The sequence below is a fragment of the Sphingobium herbicidovorans genome, from assembly GCF_002080435.1.
Lineage (GTDB): Bacteria > Pseudomonadota > Alphaproteobacteria > Sphingomonadales > Sphingomonadaceae > Sphingobium > Sphingobium herbicidovorans.
Genome location: NZ_CP020539.1, coordinates 384,736 through 401,518 on the forward strand (window position 1 = coordinate 384,736; position 16,783 = coordinate 401,518).

General features: G+C 63.6%; 18 protein-coding genes. 4 read left to right on the top strand and 14 right to left on the bottom strand.

Going from position 1 to position 16,783, the window contains the following annotated elements:
• Positions 1-5: 5 nt before the first annotated feature.
• Together B6S01_RS16440 and B6S01_RS16445 are read right to left on the bottom strand one after the other, a co-directional pair.
• The gene (locus B6S01_RS16440; protein WP_037468008.1) at positions 6-1,553 is read right to left on the bottom strand and encodes an MDR family MFS transporter; all 1,548 of its coding nucleotides are present in this window, start codon (positions 1,551-1,553) and stop codon (positions 6-8) included.
• A complete protein-coding gene (locus B6S01_RS16445; protein ID WP_037468006.1) occupies positions 1,550-2,701 on the bottom strand; it encodes an HlyD family secretion protein in 1,152 nt (383 codons plus the stop codon). The genes B6S01_RS16440 and B6S01_RS16445 overlap by 4 nt, the downstream gene beginning before the upstream one ends.
• A 279-nt stretch (positions 2,702-2,980) precedes the next feature.
• On the opposite strand from B6S01_RS16445, the gene B6S01_RS16450 reads away from it, so the two are divergent.
• From B6S01_RS16450 to B6S01_RS16465, 4 genes are all read left to right on the top strand, one after another.
• Positions 2,981-3,496, top strand: coding sequence for a nuclear transport factor 2 family protein (locus B6S01_RS16450; protein ID WP_157704834.1), 516 nt, complete (start codon positions 2,981-2,983; stop codon positions 3,494-3,496).
• Entirely contained in the window at positions 3,493-4,566 is a 1,074-nt protein-coding gene (locus B6S01_RS16455; protein ID WP_037468004.1) for a zinc-binding dehydrogenase, read from the top strand. The genes B6S01_RS16450 and B6S01_RS16455 overlap by 4 nt, the downstream gene beginning before the upstream one ends.
• A gap of 132 nt (positions 4,567-4,698) precedes the next feature.
• Entirely contained in the window at positions 4,699-5,784 is a 1,086-nt protein-coding gene (locus B6S01_RS16460; protein WP_081570520.1) for a DUF1214 domain-containing protein, read from the top strand.
• Positions 5,763-6,245, top strand: coding sequence for a nuclear transport factor 2 family protein (locus B6S01_RS16465; RefSeq protein WP_037468002.1), 483 nt, complete (start codon positions 5,763-5,765; stop codon positions 6,243-6,245). The genes B6S01_RS16460 and B6S01_RS16465 overlap by 22 nt, the downstream gene beginning before the upstream one ends.
• 58 nt (positions 6,246-6,303) lie before the next feature.
• Here the strand turns inward: B6S01_RS16465 and B6S01_RS16470 are convergent, their stop codons facing one another.
• The 12 genes from B6S01_RS16470 to B6S01_RS16525 form a co-directional block, all read right to left on the bottom strand.
• The gene (locus B6S01_RS16470; protein ID WP_037468000.1) at positions 6,304-7,251 is read right to left on the bottom strand and encodes an alpha/beta hydrolase; all 948 of its coding nucleotides are present in this window, start codon (positions 7,249-7,251) and stop codon (positions 6,304-6,306) included.
• Positions 7,252-7,340: 89 nt separating this feature from the next.
• Complete coding sequence (locus B6S01_RS16475; RefSeq protein WP_037467444.1) at positions 7,341-8,513, bottom strand: acyl-CoA dehydrogenase family protein; 1,173 nt, start codon at positions 8,511-8,513, stop codon at positions 7,341-7,343.
• A 3-nt stretch (positions 8,514-8,516) separates the two neighbouring features.
• Complete coding sequence (locus B6S01_RS16480; RefSeq protein WP_037467442.1) at positions 8,517-9,719, bottom strand: acetyl-CoA C-acyltransferase; 1,203 nt, start codon at positions 9,717-9,719, stop codon at positions 8,517-8,519.
• A gap of 57 nt (positions 9,720-9,776) precedes the next feature.
• Positions 9,777-10,217, bottom strand: a complete 441-nt coding sequence (locus tag B6S01_RS16485) for a nuclear transport factor 2 family protein (protein ID WP_231568039.1) — start codon at positions 10,215-10,217, stop codon at positions 9,777-9,779.
• Positions 10,218-10,222: 5 nt separating this feature from the next.
• The gene (locus B6S01_RS16490) at positions 10,223-10,699 is read right to left on the bottom strand and encodes a MaoC family dehydratase (protein ID WP_037467434.1); all 477 of its coding nucleotides are present in this window, start codon (positions 10,697-10,699) and stop codon (positions 10,223-10,225) included.
• 2 nt (positions 10,700-10,701) lie between these two features.
• Complete coding sequence (locus B6S01_RS16495) at positions 10,702-11,493, bottom strand: SDR family oxidoreductase (RefSeq protein WP_037467432.1); 792 nt, start codon at positions 11,491-11,493, stop codon at positions 10,702-10,704.
• Positions 11,490-12,566, bottom strand: a complete 1,077-nt coding sequence (locus B6S01_RS16500; protein ID WP_037467429.1) for an acyl-CoA dehydrogenase family protein — start codon at positions 12,564-12,566, stop codon at positions 11,490-11,492. Before B6S01_RS16500 ends, B6S01_RS16495 begins: the two co-directional genes overlap by 4 nt.
• Positions 12,566-13,471 carry an SDR family oxidoreductase gene (locus B6S01_RS16505; protein WP_037467426.1) on the bottom strand — a complete coding sequence of 302 codons (906 nt, stop codon included), beginning with the start codon at positions 13,469-13,471 and terminating at the stop codon, positions 12,566-12,568. The genes B6S01_RS16500 and B6S01_RS16505 overlap by 1 nt, the downstream gene beginning before the upstream one ends.
• Positions 13,472-13,500: 29 nt before the next feature.
• Positions 13,501-13,944, bottom strand: a complete 444-nt coding sequence (locus B6S01_RS16510) for a nuclear transport factor 2 family protein (RefSeq protein ID WP_037467423.1) — start codon at positions 13,942-13,944, stop codon at positions 13,501-13,503.
• Positions 13,941-14,591: a gamma carbonic anhydrase family protein gene (locus tag B6S01_RS16515; RefSeq protein ID WP_037467420.1), complete on the bottom strand. Its 651-nt coding sequence runs from the start codon at positions 14,589-14,591 to the stop codon at positions 13,941-13,943. The genes B6S01_RS16510 and B6S01_RS16515 overlap by 4 nt, the downstream gene beginning before the upstream one ends.
• A 13-nt stretch (positions 14,592-14,604) precedes the next feature.
• Positions 14,605-15,756, bottom strand: coding sequence for an acetyl-CoA C-acetyltransferase (locus B6S01_RS16520; RefSeq protein ID WP_037467415.1), 1,152 nt, complete (start codon positions 15,754-15,756; stop codon positions 14,605-14,607).
• The gene (locus B6S01_RS16525; protein ID WP_037467412.1) at positions 15,749-16,780 is read right to left on the bottom strand and encodes an acyl-CoA dehydrogenase family protein; all 1,032 of its coding nucleotides are present in this window, start codon (positions 16,778-16,780) and stop codon (positions 15,749-15,751) included. Before B6S01_RS16525 ends, B6S01_RS16520 begins: the two co-directional genes overlap by 8 nt.
• Between the last annotated feature and the right edge of the window lie 3 nt (positions 16,781-16,783).

The following is a 16,783-nucleotide window of genomic DNA, read 5'->3' on the forward strand; positions in this document are numbered from 1 at the left end:
GCATCTCAATGGGCTGCCACGGGCGCCGCGCTTTGCGGCAGTGGCCGAAGGAAGAAAACAAGCGGAGCGGTACACAGGATGCCGACGATCAGAATCCAGAACAGGTCGGTGAAGGTCATGGTCAACGCCTGAGTGTGGATATTCTGTTCGATCACCCGATAAGCGGCTTCCTGGCTGCCTAAAGCCTGGGCCTGCATATCCACATAGTTTTGGACGTCGAGACTGTTGGCCCGCAGGCCTTCTTCCATTCTGCGGCTGTGGAGCCAGAGCCGCTGATCCTGCACGATAGCGATGCCCGCCAGCGCAAGCGAGCCGCCCAGGTTGCGCGCCGCATTGTAAAGGCCCGCGGCATCGCTCGCCAGCGACATCGGCACGGAACGGATCGCTGCCTGATTAAGGTACATCATGACGCAAATGGTGCCGACACCGCGGATCAATTGGGAATCGACGAAATCCGATCCTTGCGATGACGCGGTCAGCCCGGTTTCCAGATATGCGCTGATGATCAGCAGGGTCAGGCCGAGCAGCACGGCAGCGTGGATCGGCACGTTGCGAATGGCCCATGGCATGAATGGCATCATCAGAACCATCGGAATGCCAGACAGCAGGACGATCTTCCCGGATTGCAGCGCGTTATATTGGGCGATCAGCGTCAGGAACTGCGGAATGACATAGGACGTCCCGTAGATCACCACGCCCACCATCATGGCCATGACAAACACCGCGCCAAACTGGCGGTCCAGCAGCAAGCGCAATCTGATGACCGGCCGTTTCGCGAGACGTTGCCCCGCGAACAGCAGGGCGAAGCCGACCGCGGCCGTGATGGCAAGCCAGATGATTGTGGAGGATTCGAACCATTGCTCCCTTTCTCCTTCCTCCAGCACGACGGTAAGGCCGCCAAGGCCAAGGATCAGGCCGAAGACACCCAGCCAGTCGGCCTCCCCGATCAGGTCGAAGCGAGGCCGTTCATGCGGAAGCGCCACCAGCAGCAGTATCAGCAGCGCGATACCCACCGGCAGGTTCAGGAAGAAGGCATAATGCCAGCTTATATTTTCAGTGAGCCAGCCCCCAAGAACCGGACCCATGATAGGGCCAAGGATCGCGGTGGCGCCGAACAGGGAATTGCCCACCGGTTGCTGGTAACGCGGCAAGCGCGTGGCGATTATCGTCATGGCCGTCGGGATCAGCGCGCCGCCTGTCACCCCTTGGCCGATCCGTCCGGCGATCATGACCGTCAGCGTCTGGGCCATGCCGCAGACCATCGAGAATGCGATGAAACCGATCGTGGAGATGAGGAGGAAATTGCGCAGCCCGAATAGCCGCTGCAACCATCCCGCCAAGGGGATGATGACGATTTCCGCGACGATGAAGGACGTCGCTATCCAGGTGCCTTCGGTGCCGCTCGCGCCGATTTCGCCCTGAATGATCGGCAGCGCCGAATTGACGATGGAAATGTCCAGCATCGCCATCATCGCGCCCAGAGTCCCCGCCGCGACCGCCAGCCAATCCGCAGTGCTGGCAGGCTGTTCCCCGACGTTCTGCGCCGGACTCACCGCCCTGCGTCCTGCCGGGTCTGCTGGCGATCTTTAAGGCGCTGGATCTCGTCCCGCGCCGACCGGGTATCGACAGAGACCGAGACAGACATGCCAGGAAGCAGCAGTTTTTTGAGAGCTGTATCGGCATCGATCGCGATGCGAACGGGCACGCGCTGGACGATCTTGGTGAAATTGCCCGTCGCATTTTGTGGCGGCAGAAGCGAGAATTGCGAACCCGTGCCGGGCGCGAGGCTGGCGACATGGCCGCGCAGGGTGACGCCGGGCAGGGCATCGACCTCGAACTCGGCGGGCTGGCCCTGGCGCATCAGGCCAAGCTGTGTTTCCTTGAAATTGGCTTCCAGATAAAGATGGTCGACCGGCACCACAGACATCAGCCGCAAGCCGGGCTGCACGAACTGCCCGAGACGGGCTGTAAGGTCGCCGACCCGACCGGCAACACTTGCCCGGATCACCATGTCGCGAACATTGCGCTGCGCGGCCGCCAACTGCGCCCTTGCGCTTTGACCCTGCGCTTTCGCCTGCGCCACCTGCGCTTGCAAACTTGCGATGCGCCGCATCGCGCCCTCCACAGCTGCCTGTTGTGCGGACGCATCCTGTGCTGCCTGCGCCGCTTGGGTGCGCAGGGAAGCAAGTTTTTCAGCCGGCTCCGCGCCGCTGGCGGCGAGCGGCGCATATCGTGCGACTTCGGTCGCGGCAGAGCGCGCCTTGATCCGCGCCGCCGCCAGCATCGCACGAGCCTGTTCGATGGAGGCTTGCTGCTCGCCAATCATCGCTTCGGCATTGGCGGCGTTGGCGGACGCCAGGTTGATTTGCGCCTCGCCCTGCGTGGCCTGTGATGGATAATCGGGAGCCTCGATGCGCAGCAGGGCCTGACCGGCCTTTACCTCCTGATTTTCATGCACCAGCATTTCGCTGACATAGCCCGAGATTCGGGCCGAGACCGTGACGCTGTCCGCCTGAAGATAGGCGTCATCGGTGGTCTGCTGATATTTTCCGTACAGTTGATGGTGGATGAACCAGATGGCGCCCGCCAGCAGCGCGATCGCCGCTGCCGTGCCGAGCACGAGCCATATCTTGCGCCGTTTCCGGTCACCTGCAGCCTCGTCGATATCCAATCGGCCGAAGCCAGGCTCTACGTCAGCCATGCCACCATTCGACCCCTTTTGACCGGTCATAAATTTCCAACGCACCCACTTACCGCGACGGTTTAGGGATTGCCTCGCAGGGAAGGCAAGTGTTTTCCGATGACGAATCGGAAATGTGGAGCTATGTTCGGTAACAGGAATCACGCACGACGTCGTCAGCACTAAGGGAACACTGGTCAGGCAACCGCAGGGCGGCATTTTCCTTTCCCTTAGGATGGCCCGCCAGCTATCCGCGCGGCACTAAGGAAGATGATCGGCGTCAGCAGAATGGAGAGGAATATGTCGCAGCCCTTGCTTGATCGGATTGCGCTGCATGATCTGGTAATGCGGTACTGCCGGGGGTGCGACCGGCGCGACTTTGCGCTGGTTCGCACGCTATATCATGATGATGCGATCGACGATCATGGAGCGATGTTCAAGGGCGGGCCGGACGACTTTGTCGCCTGGTTGCCCGAAGTCACCGCGCACTGGGATCTGACCCGACACAATATAACAAACAGTCTGTTCGTCATCGACGGCGACCGCGCGGAAGGCGAGCATTATGTCGAGGCGTGGCACCGGACCCATGGCCCCGACGCCAAGCTGTTCATTGCGCTGGGCCGCTATCTCGACCGCTATGAACGGCGGGACGGAGAATGGAAATTCACTTATCGCAGCCTCGTATTCGACCATGGGTCGATCGTTCCGGTGGACCAGCCCGCCGTCGATCGCATGAGCAACGACGCGCCCAATGGTCGCGCTGACCGCGATGATCCGTCGTTCGGATACCCCCTTCTTGCGAGTCTCTCCGCATGAGGGCCGCGATATGGGACGGGCAATCGCTGTTCGTCAGCGATCGGGTGGAATTGCGGCCGGTAGAGGCGGGGGAAGTGCGCGTCCGGGTGCTGCGTTCGGGCATCTGCCACAGCGACGTAGCGATGATGACGCCGGATCATCGCGGATCACTCGTTATTCTTGGGCATGAGGCGGCCGGGGAGATCGCCGAACTGGGTCCGGGCGTCGAAGGATGGGCGGTGGGCGACCATGTTGCCGTGGGTACGCAGACGCCATGCGGAGAGTGCCGCGAATGCCGCCGGGGAGAGCCGCACAATTGCGATATCAACTGGGGCTTTACGCCAGGTTTCCCCTTCGCGCTGGATGGAAAGCCGGTCGCTTCCTTTGCCAACGTATCTTCCTTTGCGAGCGAGATCGTGGTGAAGGCGTCCCAACTTTTCGCGCTCCACGATCTGCCACTGGACCAGGGCGCACTGATCGGCTGCGCCGTATCGACCGGCGTCTGTGCTTCGCGTGTGTTGGGCAGGGTGCGTGCGGGAGATAATGTCGCTGTGTTTGGCGTAGGCGGCATCGGGGTGAACGCGATTCAGGGGGCTGCCCGCAATGGCGCCCATGTGATTGCGGTCGATGCCAATCCGGCCAAGGAGGCGGCGGCGCGTCAATTCGGCGCTGACGCATTCGTGCTGGCGAACCCTGCGCAGGATAGCGCGACGGCGGCAGCTATGCTGGCCCGGGAACACGGCCCGATCGATGTGGTTGTGGAATGCAGCGGTGCGGTCGGTGCGATCGAAACGGCCATGCGCTGCACCAAACGGGGCGGACGCGTGGTGCTGATCGGCATGTCGCGATATGGGGCGGAGGCGGCATTGCCGCTCAGCAGCTTCGTCATGGGCGGTGAGGTGATCGCCACGATGAATGGCGGCGCAGTGCCCGATCGCGACTATCCCGAACTGATCGCGCAGGCGCAGAACGGTCGACTGAACCTTGCCGATCAGATCAGCGGAATTTGGCCGCTGGATCGTATCAACGAGGCAATTGCAGCATTGAAGGCCGGAGAAGTGACGCGCGCCATGATCGACCACGAACGCTAGGAGGGGAGGGGTTGCGGCGGCGCAGAATCGATCATTCGGGCCAGGATTTACGCATTTATCTGGCGGAAACTATGTTTCGTTGATTGAACATAGGCTAAATACACCATTCGAATACGCATAGAGGAGATTGATGTGGCAGAGAAGGCAGGAGAATTGCGGTTGTCCGCCGTGTGGCGGGATTTCTGCGAGAACTTGGCTCATGCGGGTGAAATCCTCGATCGGCCCAGCGCTCCGGGCACAGCCATCGACCAGGCAGAAGGACTCCGATATCTTTCTCGGCTGACACGTACCGCGCTGAATATGCTGGTTGATTCAAGCGACCCGGATTTTCCGCGCATTTTCCTGCTGACCGACGATACGATAAAGATCGGCGCCGACAATCCCGACAATCTCTATCAGCAAATTGTCGTGCGCGGTGACCGCGAGTATCGCATCACTGGCAATCGCAACAGCGTGCCCTATTTTTCGATCGGGTCGAAGGCGAACCGATACGCCATCGACGGCACCATGGCCTCCACTGGCGAAATCGAGCTGGCCGGTATGACATTCGGTCCCGACGGCAGCTTCGAAATCATCGCCAGCAAGGCGCAGAAGCCGGGCAATTGGTTGCCGATGGCGGATGATACGACCCTGCTGATTATCCGTCAGACCTTCAATGACAAGAGCAAGGAGGTCGCGGCTGACGTAAGGATCGAACGGATCAGCGAAGGGCCGGCAGTCCCGGCGATCCTGACGCCGCAAGCCATCGAATCCCAACTGAACGGCGCGGCTGCGTGGGTGCGCGGCACAGCCAACACCTTTGCCGACTGGTCGCAATGGTTCATGGAGCAGCCGAACCGTATCTATGATGGCAAGGATCAGGCGGTATATCAGCGCGCGGGTGGCGATCCCAAAATCTGGTATGGCCACATCTATTATGATCTCGCGCCGGACGAGGCGTTGGTCATCACCGCCACACCGCCAAAATGCCGCTTCTGGAATTTCCAGATCGACAATTGGTGGATGGAGTCGATGGACCATGTGAACCGCAAGGTCTGGGTTAATGGTGCACAGGCAAAATATGAAGAAGATGGCAGCGTTATTCTCGTCTGCGCGGACAAGGACCCCGGCTATGGCAACTGGATCGACCTGTCCGGCCATCGTAAGGGCACGGGGCTGTGGCGTTGGATCGAGGCTAGTGAGCACCCGGTGCCGCAATGCAAGATCGTGAAGCTCTAGCAGTTGGCGCGCGTATCGCCGCTCTGGAAGACCGGGAGGCGATACGCGACCTGATCGCGCGCTATGGTCCGCTCGCGGATGCGGGGGATTGCGTCGGCGCGGCGGCGCTATGGGCTGAGGATGGAATTTATGAAGTCGGCGGCTTTGGCGTCTATCGTGGCCGTGCGGCGATCCAGGCCTTGTTGGAGGGGGAAAGCCATCAGGCCTTGATTCATGGCGGCGCAGCGCATGTGCTTAGCCCACCGGTCATCGAACTGGCCGGGGATCGCGCTACCGCCCGAACCTATTCGGTGGTGTTCCGCAAGGTGGGCGATTGTTGGGAGGCGCATCGCGCATCGGCCAATCTTTGGCGCCTGGTTCGGATCGACGCGGAATGGAAGGTCGCGCGCCGCGTAAACAGCCTGCTCGACGGTTCGGCCGACGCACGGGCGCTGATCGCGGGTCAACCACTGCCAGACTGAAATACCGATTGCGGAAGGCGGCTCACCCGATCGGGATGAGCCGCCTCTTTCATTCCGGTCAGGCGTTTTGGCGGGCTGCCGCGAACTGCTTTTTCGCAAAGGCGCAGGCATCTGCCATCGCCGCCTGCGCGCCGGGCAGGAAGCCCAGCCATGATACGAAGCCATGAACCATGCCAGGGTAGCGCTTCACTTCCACCTCGATGCCTGCCTTTTCCAGCACCGGCGCATAGCTTTCCACGGCATCGCGGATAGGATCGCATTCGGCGCTGGCGATAAACGCCGGGGGCAAGCCTTCATGGCTGACCGCCTTCATCGGGCTGGCGCGGAAATCGTCGAAGTCGCTGTCGTCCCTGATGTGCAGTTCCCAGAAATAATGGGCGTCATCCAGGCGCAGGATCGGACCATCGGCGAACTCGATCGCTGAACCTTCTTCAGGGATCGGGTGGATGCCAGGGCCATACCAGTTGATCTGCACGCTAAGCCGGGGTGAGCCTGCATCGCGGGCCAACAGGGCGCAGGCGCTCGCCAGCACGCCGCCAGCACTGTCGCCCGCCACGCCTATAAGCGCGGGGTTGCCGCCCAGTTCGGCCGCATTGGTCGCCACCCACTGCGTTGCAGCCCAGCAGTCATCGAAGGCCGCCGGGAATTTATGTTCCGGGGCCAGGCGGTAATCCACTGACACGACGATGCTTTCCGCGCCCGCCGCGAGACCGCGTGCGATCATGTCCTGCGTGTCGAGATCGCCGACGACGAACCCGCCGCCGTGGAAATAGGCGATGACGGGGAAGGGGCCGGAGCCTTCGGGCGTATAGATGCGCACCGGGATTTCACCCGCCGGACCCGGAATGGTGCGGTCGGAAACAGAAGCCAACGATACCTGCGGCGGCGGCATTTGGATCGAACTCGATCTTACCGCCTCACGCAACGCCGGTACCGGAACGGTACGGATCGGCGGCCATTCCGGCTGATTGGCGAACATGGCTTCAAGTTGAGGGTCCAATGGCATCTCAATCCTCCTTATGGATTTGTTCAGTTTGGCTTTTGAATTTCATCGAACATGGAGATGGTCCGCGCTCGACCTCCACGGATCCCCTTTCACCCTCTTGGTTCTCTGGGCATATTGAGGGCGCGTTCTGATATGATGTTGCGTTGTATTTGGTCTGTTCCTGCGTAGATGGTGTCGGAACGGGACATGAGGTACATGTTTGTGAGGCTGTCGAACCGATCTTCGTTGCTGCCTGTTTCGCCTTGTTGTCCGAGCACTTCCATGGCGAGTTCGCCCAATGCGACGTGCCATCTGGACCAGTAGAGTTTGTAGGTATAGGCGGCGCCGGAGAGTTCGGGGTTGTTTTCGCCGCCTGACAGCATGCGCAGGGCGTTGTATCGCATGATCTTGAGCCCTGCGTGGGCGGTGGCGATTTTCTGGCGGGTGAGGGGGTCGTTGGCCTTGCCGTTGGCTTTGGCGGCGGCGATGATGTCGTCGAGTTCGTTCTTGAAGTGCATTTGCTGGGCGAGGGTGGATACGCCGCGTTCGAACCCGAGGAGCGCCATGGCGACCTTCCATCCATCGCCTTCCTCGCCGATGCGGTCGATGGCGAGCGCTTCTGCGCCGTCGAAGAACACTTCGGCGAACTCGGCCTCGCCGGTCATCTGGCGGATGGGGCGGGGATCGACCCCGGGCTGGTCCATGGGGACCATGAGGAACGAGAGGCCCTTGTTGCCGACGCTGCCGGGCGTGGTGCGGGCGACCACGAAGCACCAGTCGGCGATCGTGCCCATCGATGTCCAGATTTTCTGGCCGTCGATGATGTAGCGGTCGCCTTCCAGGCGCGCCCTGGTCTTGACGTTGGCAAGGTCTGATCCTGCGCCGGGTTCGGAATAGCCCTGGCACCAGATGGCGCGGCCATGGGCGATGTCGGGAAGGAACCGGGCCTTCTGGTCCTCGCTGCCCATGGCGATGAGGGTGGGGCCGAGCAGCTCGACGCCTAAGTGCCCGGCGCGGGGCGGCCCCTTGGCTCTGGCATATTCCTCGGCGAAGATGATCTGCTGCGCGATCGAGGCATTGCGCCCGCCCCACTCCTCGGGCCAGCCAATGACGCTCCAGCGCGCTTCGCCCAGCGCCGCTTCCCAGGCGCGGCGTTCCTCGACATTGTCGACCTGGTTGGTCTGGCCGCGAATGGCCTTGAAGGGACCGGCGAGCTGGTCGTTGAGCCAGTCGGCGGCTTCTGCGCGGAAGGCTTTGAGTTCAGGGGCGAAGGCGAGCTGCATGGATCAGGCGACCTCGAACAGGCCGGCCGCGCCCATGCCGCCGGCGACGCACATGGAGACGACCACATATTTGACGCCGCGGCGCTTGCCTTCGATGAGGGCGTGGCCAACCAGGCGCGATCCGGTCATGGCGAAGGGGTGGCCGATGGCGATGCCGCCGCCATTGACGTTGAGCTTTTCAGGATCGATGCCGAGCGTGCGCTGGCAATAGATCGCCTGGTTGGCGAAGGCTTCGTTGATTTCCCAAAGGCCGATGTCGTCGATCTTGAGGCCGGTGCGCTCAAGCAGCTTGGGGATGGCGAACACGGGACCGATGCCCATTTCGTCAGCGCCGCAGCCTGCGACCTGGAACCCCCGATAGAGCCCAAGGATGGGGAGATTTTCCTTTTGCGCGGTGGCAAGGTCCATGACCAGCTGGGCCGATGCGCCGTCGGACAGCTGGCTGGCATTGCCCGCCGTCACATGCTTGCCTTCCTTGATGACCGTGCCGTTCTTGAACACGGGCTTGAGTTCAGACAGCTTTTCGTAAGTGGTGCCGGCGCGGATGCCTTCATCCTTGGTGAGGGTCAGTTCCTCCTTGCCGGTCTCATTGCCTTCCTTGTCGAAGAGGGCCTTGGTGACCGTGATGGGCACGATCTCGTCATCGAACTTGCCTGCTTCCTGGGCGGCGGCGGCGCGCTGCTGCGACTGCGCTGCGAACCGGTCCTGGTCCTCGCGGCTGATGCCATAGCGTTCGGCGACCACCTCGGCGGTTTCGATCATCGCCATGTAAGCGTTGGGATCGCGCGCCTTGATGAACTCGGAGCGGTTGCGGAAGGCGGGATAATGTTTGTCGATGGTGAGCGAGACATTTTCCACGCCGCCCGAGATGGCGCAGTCAATCTCGTTGGCGATGATGCCGCGCGCGGCGAAGGCGAGTGCGTTGAGGCCCGACGAGCATTTGCGGTCCATCGAGAAACCGCTGGTGGTGTCGGGGAGGACCGAACCATGGACGGTCAGGCGCCCGACATTGTAGCTTTGCGTGTTCCACTGGTTGGCGACGCCCAGATACACGTCGTCGACGCGGGCGGGATCGATCCCGGCGCGGGCGATGGCGGCATCGACCACATGGGAGGACATGAACGGCGCTTCGGTGTCGTTGAACGCACCGCGATAGGCTTTGCCAACGCCAGTGCGGGCGGTCGAGATGATGGCTGCTTCACGCATGGGTAAATGTCCTTGTCTATTTCTATGTTTCGCGCCCGCCGGGAGAAGGTGGGCGGCTTAGAAGCCGTGCATGTTGGTGGGGCCCCAGAAGGCGCGCATTTCAATCACTTCATTGGCGTCGTTGAAGCGGAAGGTGTCGATGACGTCGATGCGCTTGGCCCCGCCGTCGAAGTTCAGGTTCACCGAGAAGGGGAACACCGCATAGTCGCCCGCCACGCGCACCGGGCCTTCAAGCTTCAGTTTCGCGCCGGTCTTCATCGATTCAGCGTAGAAAGCGCGGATGGCCTCGCGGCCCTTGTGGATGGGGGAGCCGATCGGGTCTTCAACGGTTGCATCCTGCGCATAGAGGGCGGCGACCTGATCGGCGCTGCCCGCTTCGAACGCTGCGACATAGGCGTGGACGGCGGCTTCCATTTTAACAGGATCTGGCATGGTTTTGGCTCCAGCTGGGGTAGCGGCGAGAAGGCTCAATGTGAGGGCGATGATGGCGCGGGCCAAGGCCGCTATTCCGGAAAATAGCGGTTGATGGTATCGACCACGCAGGCGGGCTTGGCGGTTGGCTGACCATCTGGGCCCTCGATCTCGACGGTGACGCGGATCACCGCCTGGATGGCGCCGCCCTTCACCTCCTCGACCGAGACGATCTCGCCGGTGCCCCGGATGCGCGAGCCCACGATCACCGGGGACAAGAAACGGGTCTTGTCCATGCCCACGTTCACCCCTGCGGAGAAGCGGCGGACCTCGATGATCTGGGGCATGAACAGGTTGACGAGGGAGAGGGTGAGGTAGCCATGGGCGATGGTCGCGCCGAAGGGACCGTCCTTGGCGCGGACCGGATCGACATGGATCCACTGATGGTCGCCGGTGCAGTCGGCAAAGGCGTCGATGCGCGACTGTTCGACGGTGAGCCAGTCGGAGGTGTCGAGCTTTACGCCCTCCTTGCCGAGCAGGTCGCGCGGATTTTCGAAGATGGTCGCCATGGTCAGGCCCGCTGGCTTGAGACCGCGACGATCTCGCCGGTCATGTAGGAGGAGAGATCGGAGGCCAGGAACATCATGACATTGGCGATTTCCCAGACCTCGGCGGGGCGCTTGAAGGCTTCCTTCTCGACCAGCTTGTCCAATGCTTCCTGGGTCGTCACCTTGGCGAGGAAGGGGTGCATGGCAAGGGAGGGCGAGACCGCATTGATGCGTACGCCATGTTCGGCCGCCTCGATCGCGGCGCAGCGGGTGAAGGCCATCACCCCTGCCTTGGCGGCGGCATAATGGGCCTGGCCCTTTTGCGCGCGCCAGCCCAGCACCGAGGCGTTGTTGACCATGACGCCCGACTTGTTGGCGTACATGGACGGCAGGAACGCGCGGGTCATGCGGAAGAGCGAGGTCAGCGTCACGTCGAACACGCGGGCCCATTGCTCGTCGGTCATGTCGATAATATCGGCCTCGCCGCCCAGCCCTGCATTGTTGATGAGGACATCGACCCGGCCCAGCGCGGCAAGGGACGCATCGCGTAAGGCTTGCACGGCCTCCTCGCTGGTGACGTCGCACACGAACAGGGCGGGCCGCTCGCAGCCCACTTCCTCGGCAATGCGGTCGGCCGCTTCATTGAGGCGCCGTTCGTGGAAGTCGCTGATGAGGAGTTTCGCGCCTTCTTCGGCGGCGCGCTTGGCGGCGGCAAAGCCGATGCCGGTGCCGGCCGCCGCGGTCACGACCACGGTCTTGCCCTTGAGCATGCCTAAGGGCGTGGGATAGGGCGGTACGGGCGAGGTCGGGGTCATGCGGCGTCCTTCATGATGATGGCGGCGAGCGCTTCGCGATGCTGGTCGGGGGTGCCGAGCCAGCTGGCGCAAGCGCGCGCGCGCTTGAAATAGAGATGGGCGTGATGTTCCCAGGTGAAGCCGATGCCGCCATGGAGCTGGATGGCGTCGCCCGTGACCGAGCAATAGGCGTCCGACACATAGGCGCGCGCGGCGTGCGCGGCTTCGGCCAGTTCCTCGCCATTCTCATCGATCGCGGCGGCGGCATAATAGGCGGCAGAGCGCGAGGCTTCGACCAGCAGCATCATGTCGGCGAGCATATGCTTATAGGCCTGGAAGGAGCCGATGAGGCGGCCGAACTGGACGCGCTGCCTGGCATAGTCGACGGTGGCGTCGAGGCTATATTGCATGCCGCCGGTCTGTTCAGCGGCGAGCAGCCCTGCGCCGATGGTGAGGGTCCGCTCGATCGCGGCCTTGGCGCTGCCGGGCGCGCCCAGGATCATGGCGTCGGTGACCGCGCAGTCGAAGGTCAGGGTTGCAAAGCGGCGGGTGCGGTCGAGCGCAGGCAGCGCTTCGACGGCAAGGCCGGGGGTGTCGGCTTCGAGGACGACCAGGCTATCGTCGGCGGTGGCGACGATGATCAGCTGCGCGACATGGCCGAAGGTCACGAACTGCGCGGCGCCGGTCAAGCGGCCGTTCGAGAGGGTGGGGCGGCTTGCGGCGCTAGCGAAACTCGCCCGCGTGCCGGACGCGAGGCGGGGGAGCAGCGCCGCCTTCTGTTCCTCGCTGCCTGCGGCGAGCACCGCCTGCACGGCGAGCACGGCAGTTTCGAAGAAGGGAACGGGCGCAAGAACGCGGCCGGTTTCTTCCAGGACCAGCGCCATTTCGACAGCGCCCAAGCCAAGGCCGCCCTGGGCCTCGGGGATCATCAGCCCGGCAAAGCCCATTTCGCCAAGGCTCGACCACAGGCTTTCATCAAAGCCCGTGGTCCCTTCGACGGCGGCGCGGATGACGTCGGGATTGGCGGCGTCGGTCAGGAAGTCGCGGGCCGCTTCCTGGATCGCGCGCTGGTCGTCGCTGAGCGCGAAATCCATCAGGCCGCTCCGTAGACGGGCTTTGCAGGCTCGCGCGTTTCGATGAGCTTGCGCACGATCGCGTCCATCTCGCTGGCTTCGAGGCGCGCGCCCTTGTCGAAGGCGGGGCTGTCGGTCCAGCCTTGCGAGAGGAAGACCTGGCCGCCCTTCAGCTCGAACACTTGGCCGGTGACGCCCTTCGACTGTTCCGACACCAGATAGGCGACCAGCGGGGCCATGTTTTCCGGCGCAAACAGGTCGAACTCGCCTTCCTTGGCCTCCATGTCGAACGCGCCGGTATTGGTCATGCGGGTGCGGGCGTTGGGGGCAAGGGCGTTGGCGGTGATGCCAAGGCGGCCAAGCTCTGCGGCCTGGACGAGGGTGAGCGTCGCGATGCCGCCCTTGGCGGTCGAATAGGCCGACTGGCCGACCGATCCCTGCAGGCCTGCGCCGCTCGTCGTGTTGATGATGCGCGCATCGACCGGATTGCCGGCCTTGCTTTGCGCGCGCCAATATTCAGCGGCGTGGCGGCTCGTGCAGAAATGGCCGCGCAGATGGACGCGGATCACCGCATCCCATTCTTCCGGGCTACAGGTGAAGAACATGCGGTCGCGCACGAAGCCTGCATTGTTGACCACGGCATGAAGCGCGCCGAAGCTGTCGAGCGCCTGTTCGACCATCCTCTTGCCTGAGTCCCATTCAGCGACGTCATCGGTGTTGGCGACGGCCTGCCCGCCCATCGCCTTGATCTCGTCGACCACCTGCTCGGCCGCGCCCCTGGTCGCGCCTTCCTCGCCATGGGCGCCAACGCCAAGGTCGTTGACCACGACCTTGCAGCCTTGTGCCGCCAGGCCCAGCGCATAGGCCTTGCCAAGGCCATTGCCCGCCCCGGTCACGATCGCAACACGTCCTTCGCAGATGCCCACTTCTTCTACTCCTCAAAATGCCTTGCGCGTCATGGTGCGACCGGGATCAGCAGATGCTGGCTCACGTCGCCGATAAGATCGAGCAGCGAATAATCCCGCTGCGAAAAATGCCATGCGCCCTCGATGCGGACGAAGGCGTCATGATAGCGGCCCGCGCAGATCGCCTGGAGCGGCAGGGCGGGGGTCGCCTGGAACACGGTATAATAGGAACGGCAGGTTGCGGCGCCTGCCTCCTCGTCCACCTCGACAATGGGATTGGTGACGACATGCCTGGTGCGCGGCGTGCCGCACGGATAGAGGCGCACATGGGCGCGCCAGAGCGCGAGCATCGGCGCGGACCCTTCGATCACTTCGCCTCCGCCGGTCTTGACCCGGGCGCGTTCGAACAGGGCGGCGACCCCTTCAAGGTCGCCTTCGTCCATCAGTTCGGCATAGCGGTAGAGGAGGTTGGTGATCGCCGTGGCGCTGTTCATGTCTTGGCTTCCCGCTCGGCGGCGCGCTGCTCGCGGATCTGCGCGCTGCTGCCCGACAGGCGCACGGCGATGGCGTCTGACTGGATGCGCTGGGCCTGCCGCTCTGCGCCAGCTTCGCGCAGCGGCGCGGCTTCGACCAGATCGGTCAGCGCGGCGCGGGCGAGCTTTTGATATTCCCCCTCGCCATTGTTGCGCCAGGTCACCTGCTGCGGCTCGAATGTCTTGACCACCTTGGCCGGGTTGCCCGCGACCAGGCTGCGCGGCGGCGTGACCGTATCGGACTTTACCAGGGCGAGCGCGGCGACGAGATTTTCATCCCCGATGATCGCATTGTCGAGGATCACCGCGTTCATGCCGACAAGCGTATTTTCGCCGATCTCGCAGCCATGGATGATTGATCCATGCGCGATGGTCGCGCCGCGCTTGATCACCGTGTCGCGCAGCTGGTTGGCGTGGACGGTGACGCTGTCCTGGATCGAGCTGTCGCCCTCCACTACGATCCGCCCGAAATCGCCGCGCAGGGAGGCTCCGGGCGCGATGAAGCAGCCCGGTCCCACGATCACGTCGCCGATCAGCGACGCCAGCGGATGGACGTAGCTCGACGGATCGACGACGGGGACGATCCCCTGATAGGCGTAAGCGGGCATCGCGCCGTCCCTTTTAGAGCCGTTCGATGATGGTGACGTTGGCCTGGCCGCCGCCTTCGCACATGGTCTGGAGGCCATAGCGGCCGCCGGTGCGCTCAAGGGCGTTGAGGAGCGTGGTCATGAGCCGCGCGCCGGTAGCGCCGATGGGGTGGCCCAGCGCGATCGCGCCGCCCTGCACATTGACCTTCTCATGCGGGATATCGAGTTCCTTCATCCAGGCCATGGTGACGCTGGCGAAGGCCTCGTTGCATTCGAAAAGGTCGATGTCGCTGATCGTCATGCCCGCTTTCTTGAGCGCATATTGGGTGGCAGGGATCGGGCCGGTCAGCATCCACACCGGATTGGCGGCGCGGACCGAGAGGTGATGGATGCGCGCGCGGGGCGTAAGGCCATGATCCTTGACCGCCTGTTCGCCGGCGATGAGGAGAGCGGCGGCGGCGTCGCAATTCTGGCTCGCGACCCCTGCGGTGATGATGCCGCCTTCATTGACGGGCTTCAGCGAGGCGAGGCCTTCCAGCGAGGTGGTGGGGCGGATGGTTTCGTCGCGGGCGAGGCCCTCGAACGGCGCCACTTCCTTGTCGAACCAGCCATTGTCCCAGGCCGCCTGCGCGCGCTGGTGGGAGGCAAGCGCGAATTCTTCCATGCCCAAGCGGCTGATGCCCCATTTGTCGGCGATCATCTCGGCCGACCTGATCTGGTTGACCTCTTCCATGCCATAGCGTTCGACCCAGCCCTTGGACCCGTGGAAGGGGCTGTCGAAGCCATATTGGGCGCCTGCGATCATGGCGGCCATGATCGGGATCTGGTTCATCGCCTGGCTGCCGCCTGCGACCACCAGGTCCTGGGTGCCGCTCATCACGCCCTGCGCGGCGAAGTGGACGGCCTGCTGGCTTGAGCCGCACTGGCGATCGACGGTGACGCCGGGGATTTCCTCCGGCAGGCCCGCGACCAGCCATGCGGTGCGGCCGATATCGCCCGCCTGTCCGCCGATGGTTTCGGTGCAGCCCCACACCACGTCATCGACCTTCGACGGGTCGATGCCGGTGCGCTTGACCAGTTCCCTGATCGGGTGCGCGCCAAGGTCAGCGGGATGGACGGCGGCAAGGCTGCCCTTCTTGCGGCCGATGGGGGTGCGGACGGCGTCGATGATATAGGCTTCAGGCATTTTCCGTCTCTCTGGCGAAGGTCTGGTCCGGCCCCATGGGCTGGGTGAAGATGCGCGTGGCGATGCGCGCGCGATGCGTGGAGGGCGTGCCCCATGTTTGCGTCAGCGCAAGGGCGCGCTTCAGGAACAGGTGGACGTCCACCTCCCAGCTGTAGCCCATCGCGCCATGCACCTGGATCGCGGCGCGGGCGGCCTTGTCGGCGGCTTCCAGCGCAACCAGCTTGGCATGGCTGACGCGGGCGCGGGCTTGCGTGTCGCGCGCGCCGATTTCGGCGGCGGCGGCGGCCACGACGGGCTTTGCAAACTCGATCGCCACCTGGGCGGAGGCGAGATGGTGCTTGACCGCCTGATAGCTGCCGATGGGTTTGCCGAACTGCTGGCGTTCCTTGGCATAGTCGACGGCGAGGTCGACCGAGCGCTGGGCAAGGCCCAGGGCGAAGGCCGCGTTGAAGAGGGCGGCGCGGTCGAAGGCGAGGTTCCAGTCGGCACGCCCAAGCGCTGTCGCCTTGTCCTTGTCCCACGCGACCGAGAAGAGGCGGCGGAAGGGATCGATGCTGGGCTGCGCCGTCAGCGTCACCTGATCGGGCGTGGCGAGCCAGGCGTCGCCGCCGTCATGCAGGATGATGCCGCCCGCGCTGTCGGCATTGGCGACATAGGGATTGGCGGGATGCGCGATTGCAATCGTCGCGGTCGGATCGGCCAGCAGCGCATGGTCGGGCGCGAGGGCGGCGAGCATGGGCGCTGCAACGCCTGCGCTTTCGATGAGCGGCTCAGGGAGCGCGACATAGCCCGCTTCCTGTGCGATGAGGGCAAAGTCGGTCTCGGTGAGATCAATGCCGCCCGCGCTTTCGGGCAGCAACACCAGCGTCAGGCCGGTTTCGACGATCGCGGCCCAGCGGGCGGGATCGATGGCCTCGCCCGCTTCCATCATGCGGCGCCAATGGTCGGGCGTGCAGCTGTCGGCGAACAGCGAGCGCGCGGTCTCGGCGAACATCAGCTGTTCTTCGCTCAAGGTGAAATCCATCTC

Excerpts from the sequence above, each read along its gene's own strand:
- B6S01_RS16455 (WP_037468004.1), top strand. The coding sequence starts at position 3,493 with ATGAGGGCCGCGATATGGGACGGGCAATCGCTGTTCGTCAGCGATCGG.
- B6S01_RS16445 (WP_037468006.1), bottom strand. The coding sequence starts at position 2,701 with ATGGCTGACGTAGAGCCTGGCTTCGGCCGATTGGATATCGACGAGGCT.
- B6S01_RS16500 (WP_037467429.1), bottom strand. The coding sequence starts at position 12,566 with ATGGATTTCGCGCTCAGCGACGACCAGCGCGCGATCCAGGAAGCGGCC.
- B6S01_RS16515 (WP_037467420.1), bottom strand. The coding sequence starts at position 14,591 with ATGCCCGCTTACGCCTATCAGGGGATCGTCCCCGTCGTCGATCCGTCG.
- B6S01_RS16525 (WP_037467412.1), bottom strand. The coding sequence starts at position 16,780 with ATGGATTTCACCTTGAGCGAAGAACAGCTGATGTTCGCCGAGACCGCG.
- B6S01_RS16465 (WP_037468002.1), top strand. The coding sequence starts at position 5,763 with ATGCAAGATCGTGAAGCTCTAGCAGTTGGCGCGCGTATCGCCGCTCTG.
- B6S01_RS16520 (WP_037467415.1), bottom strand. The coding sequence starts at position 15,756 with ATGCCTGAAGCCTATATCATCGACGCCGTCCGCACCCCCATCGGCCGC.
- B6S01_RS16475 (WP_037467444.1), bottom strand. The coding sequence starts at position 8,513 with ATGCAGCTCGCCTTCGCCCCTGAACTCAAAGCCTTCCGCGCAGAAGCC.
- B6S01_RS16470 (WP_037468000.1), bottom strand. The coding sequence starts at position 7,251 with ATGCCATTGGACCCTCAACTTGAAGCCATGTTCGCCAATCAGCCGGAA.
- B6S01_RS16480 (WP_037467442.1), bottom strand. The coding sequence starts at position 9,719 with ATGCGTGAAGCAGCCATCATCTCGACCGCCCGCACTGGCGTTGGCAAA.
- B6S01_RS16510 (WP_037467423.1), bottom strand. The coding sequence starts at position 13,944 with ATGAACAGCGCCACGGCGATCACCAACCTCCTCTACCGCTATGCCGAA.
- B6S01_RS16490 (WP_037467434.1), bottom strand. The coding sequence starts at position 10,699 with ATGGCGACCATCTTCGAAAATCCGCGCGACCTGCTCGGCAAGGAGGGC.
- B6S01_RS16450 (WP_157704834.1), top strand. The coding sequence starts at position 2,981 with ATGTCGCAGCCCTTGCTTGATCGGATTGCGCTGCATGATCTGGTAATG.
- B6S01_RS16495 (WP_037467432.1), bottom strand. The coding sequence starts at position 11,493 with ATGACCCCGACCTCGCCCGTACCGCCCTATCCCACGCCCTTAGGCATG.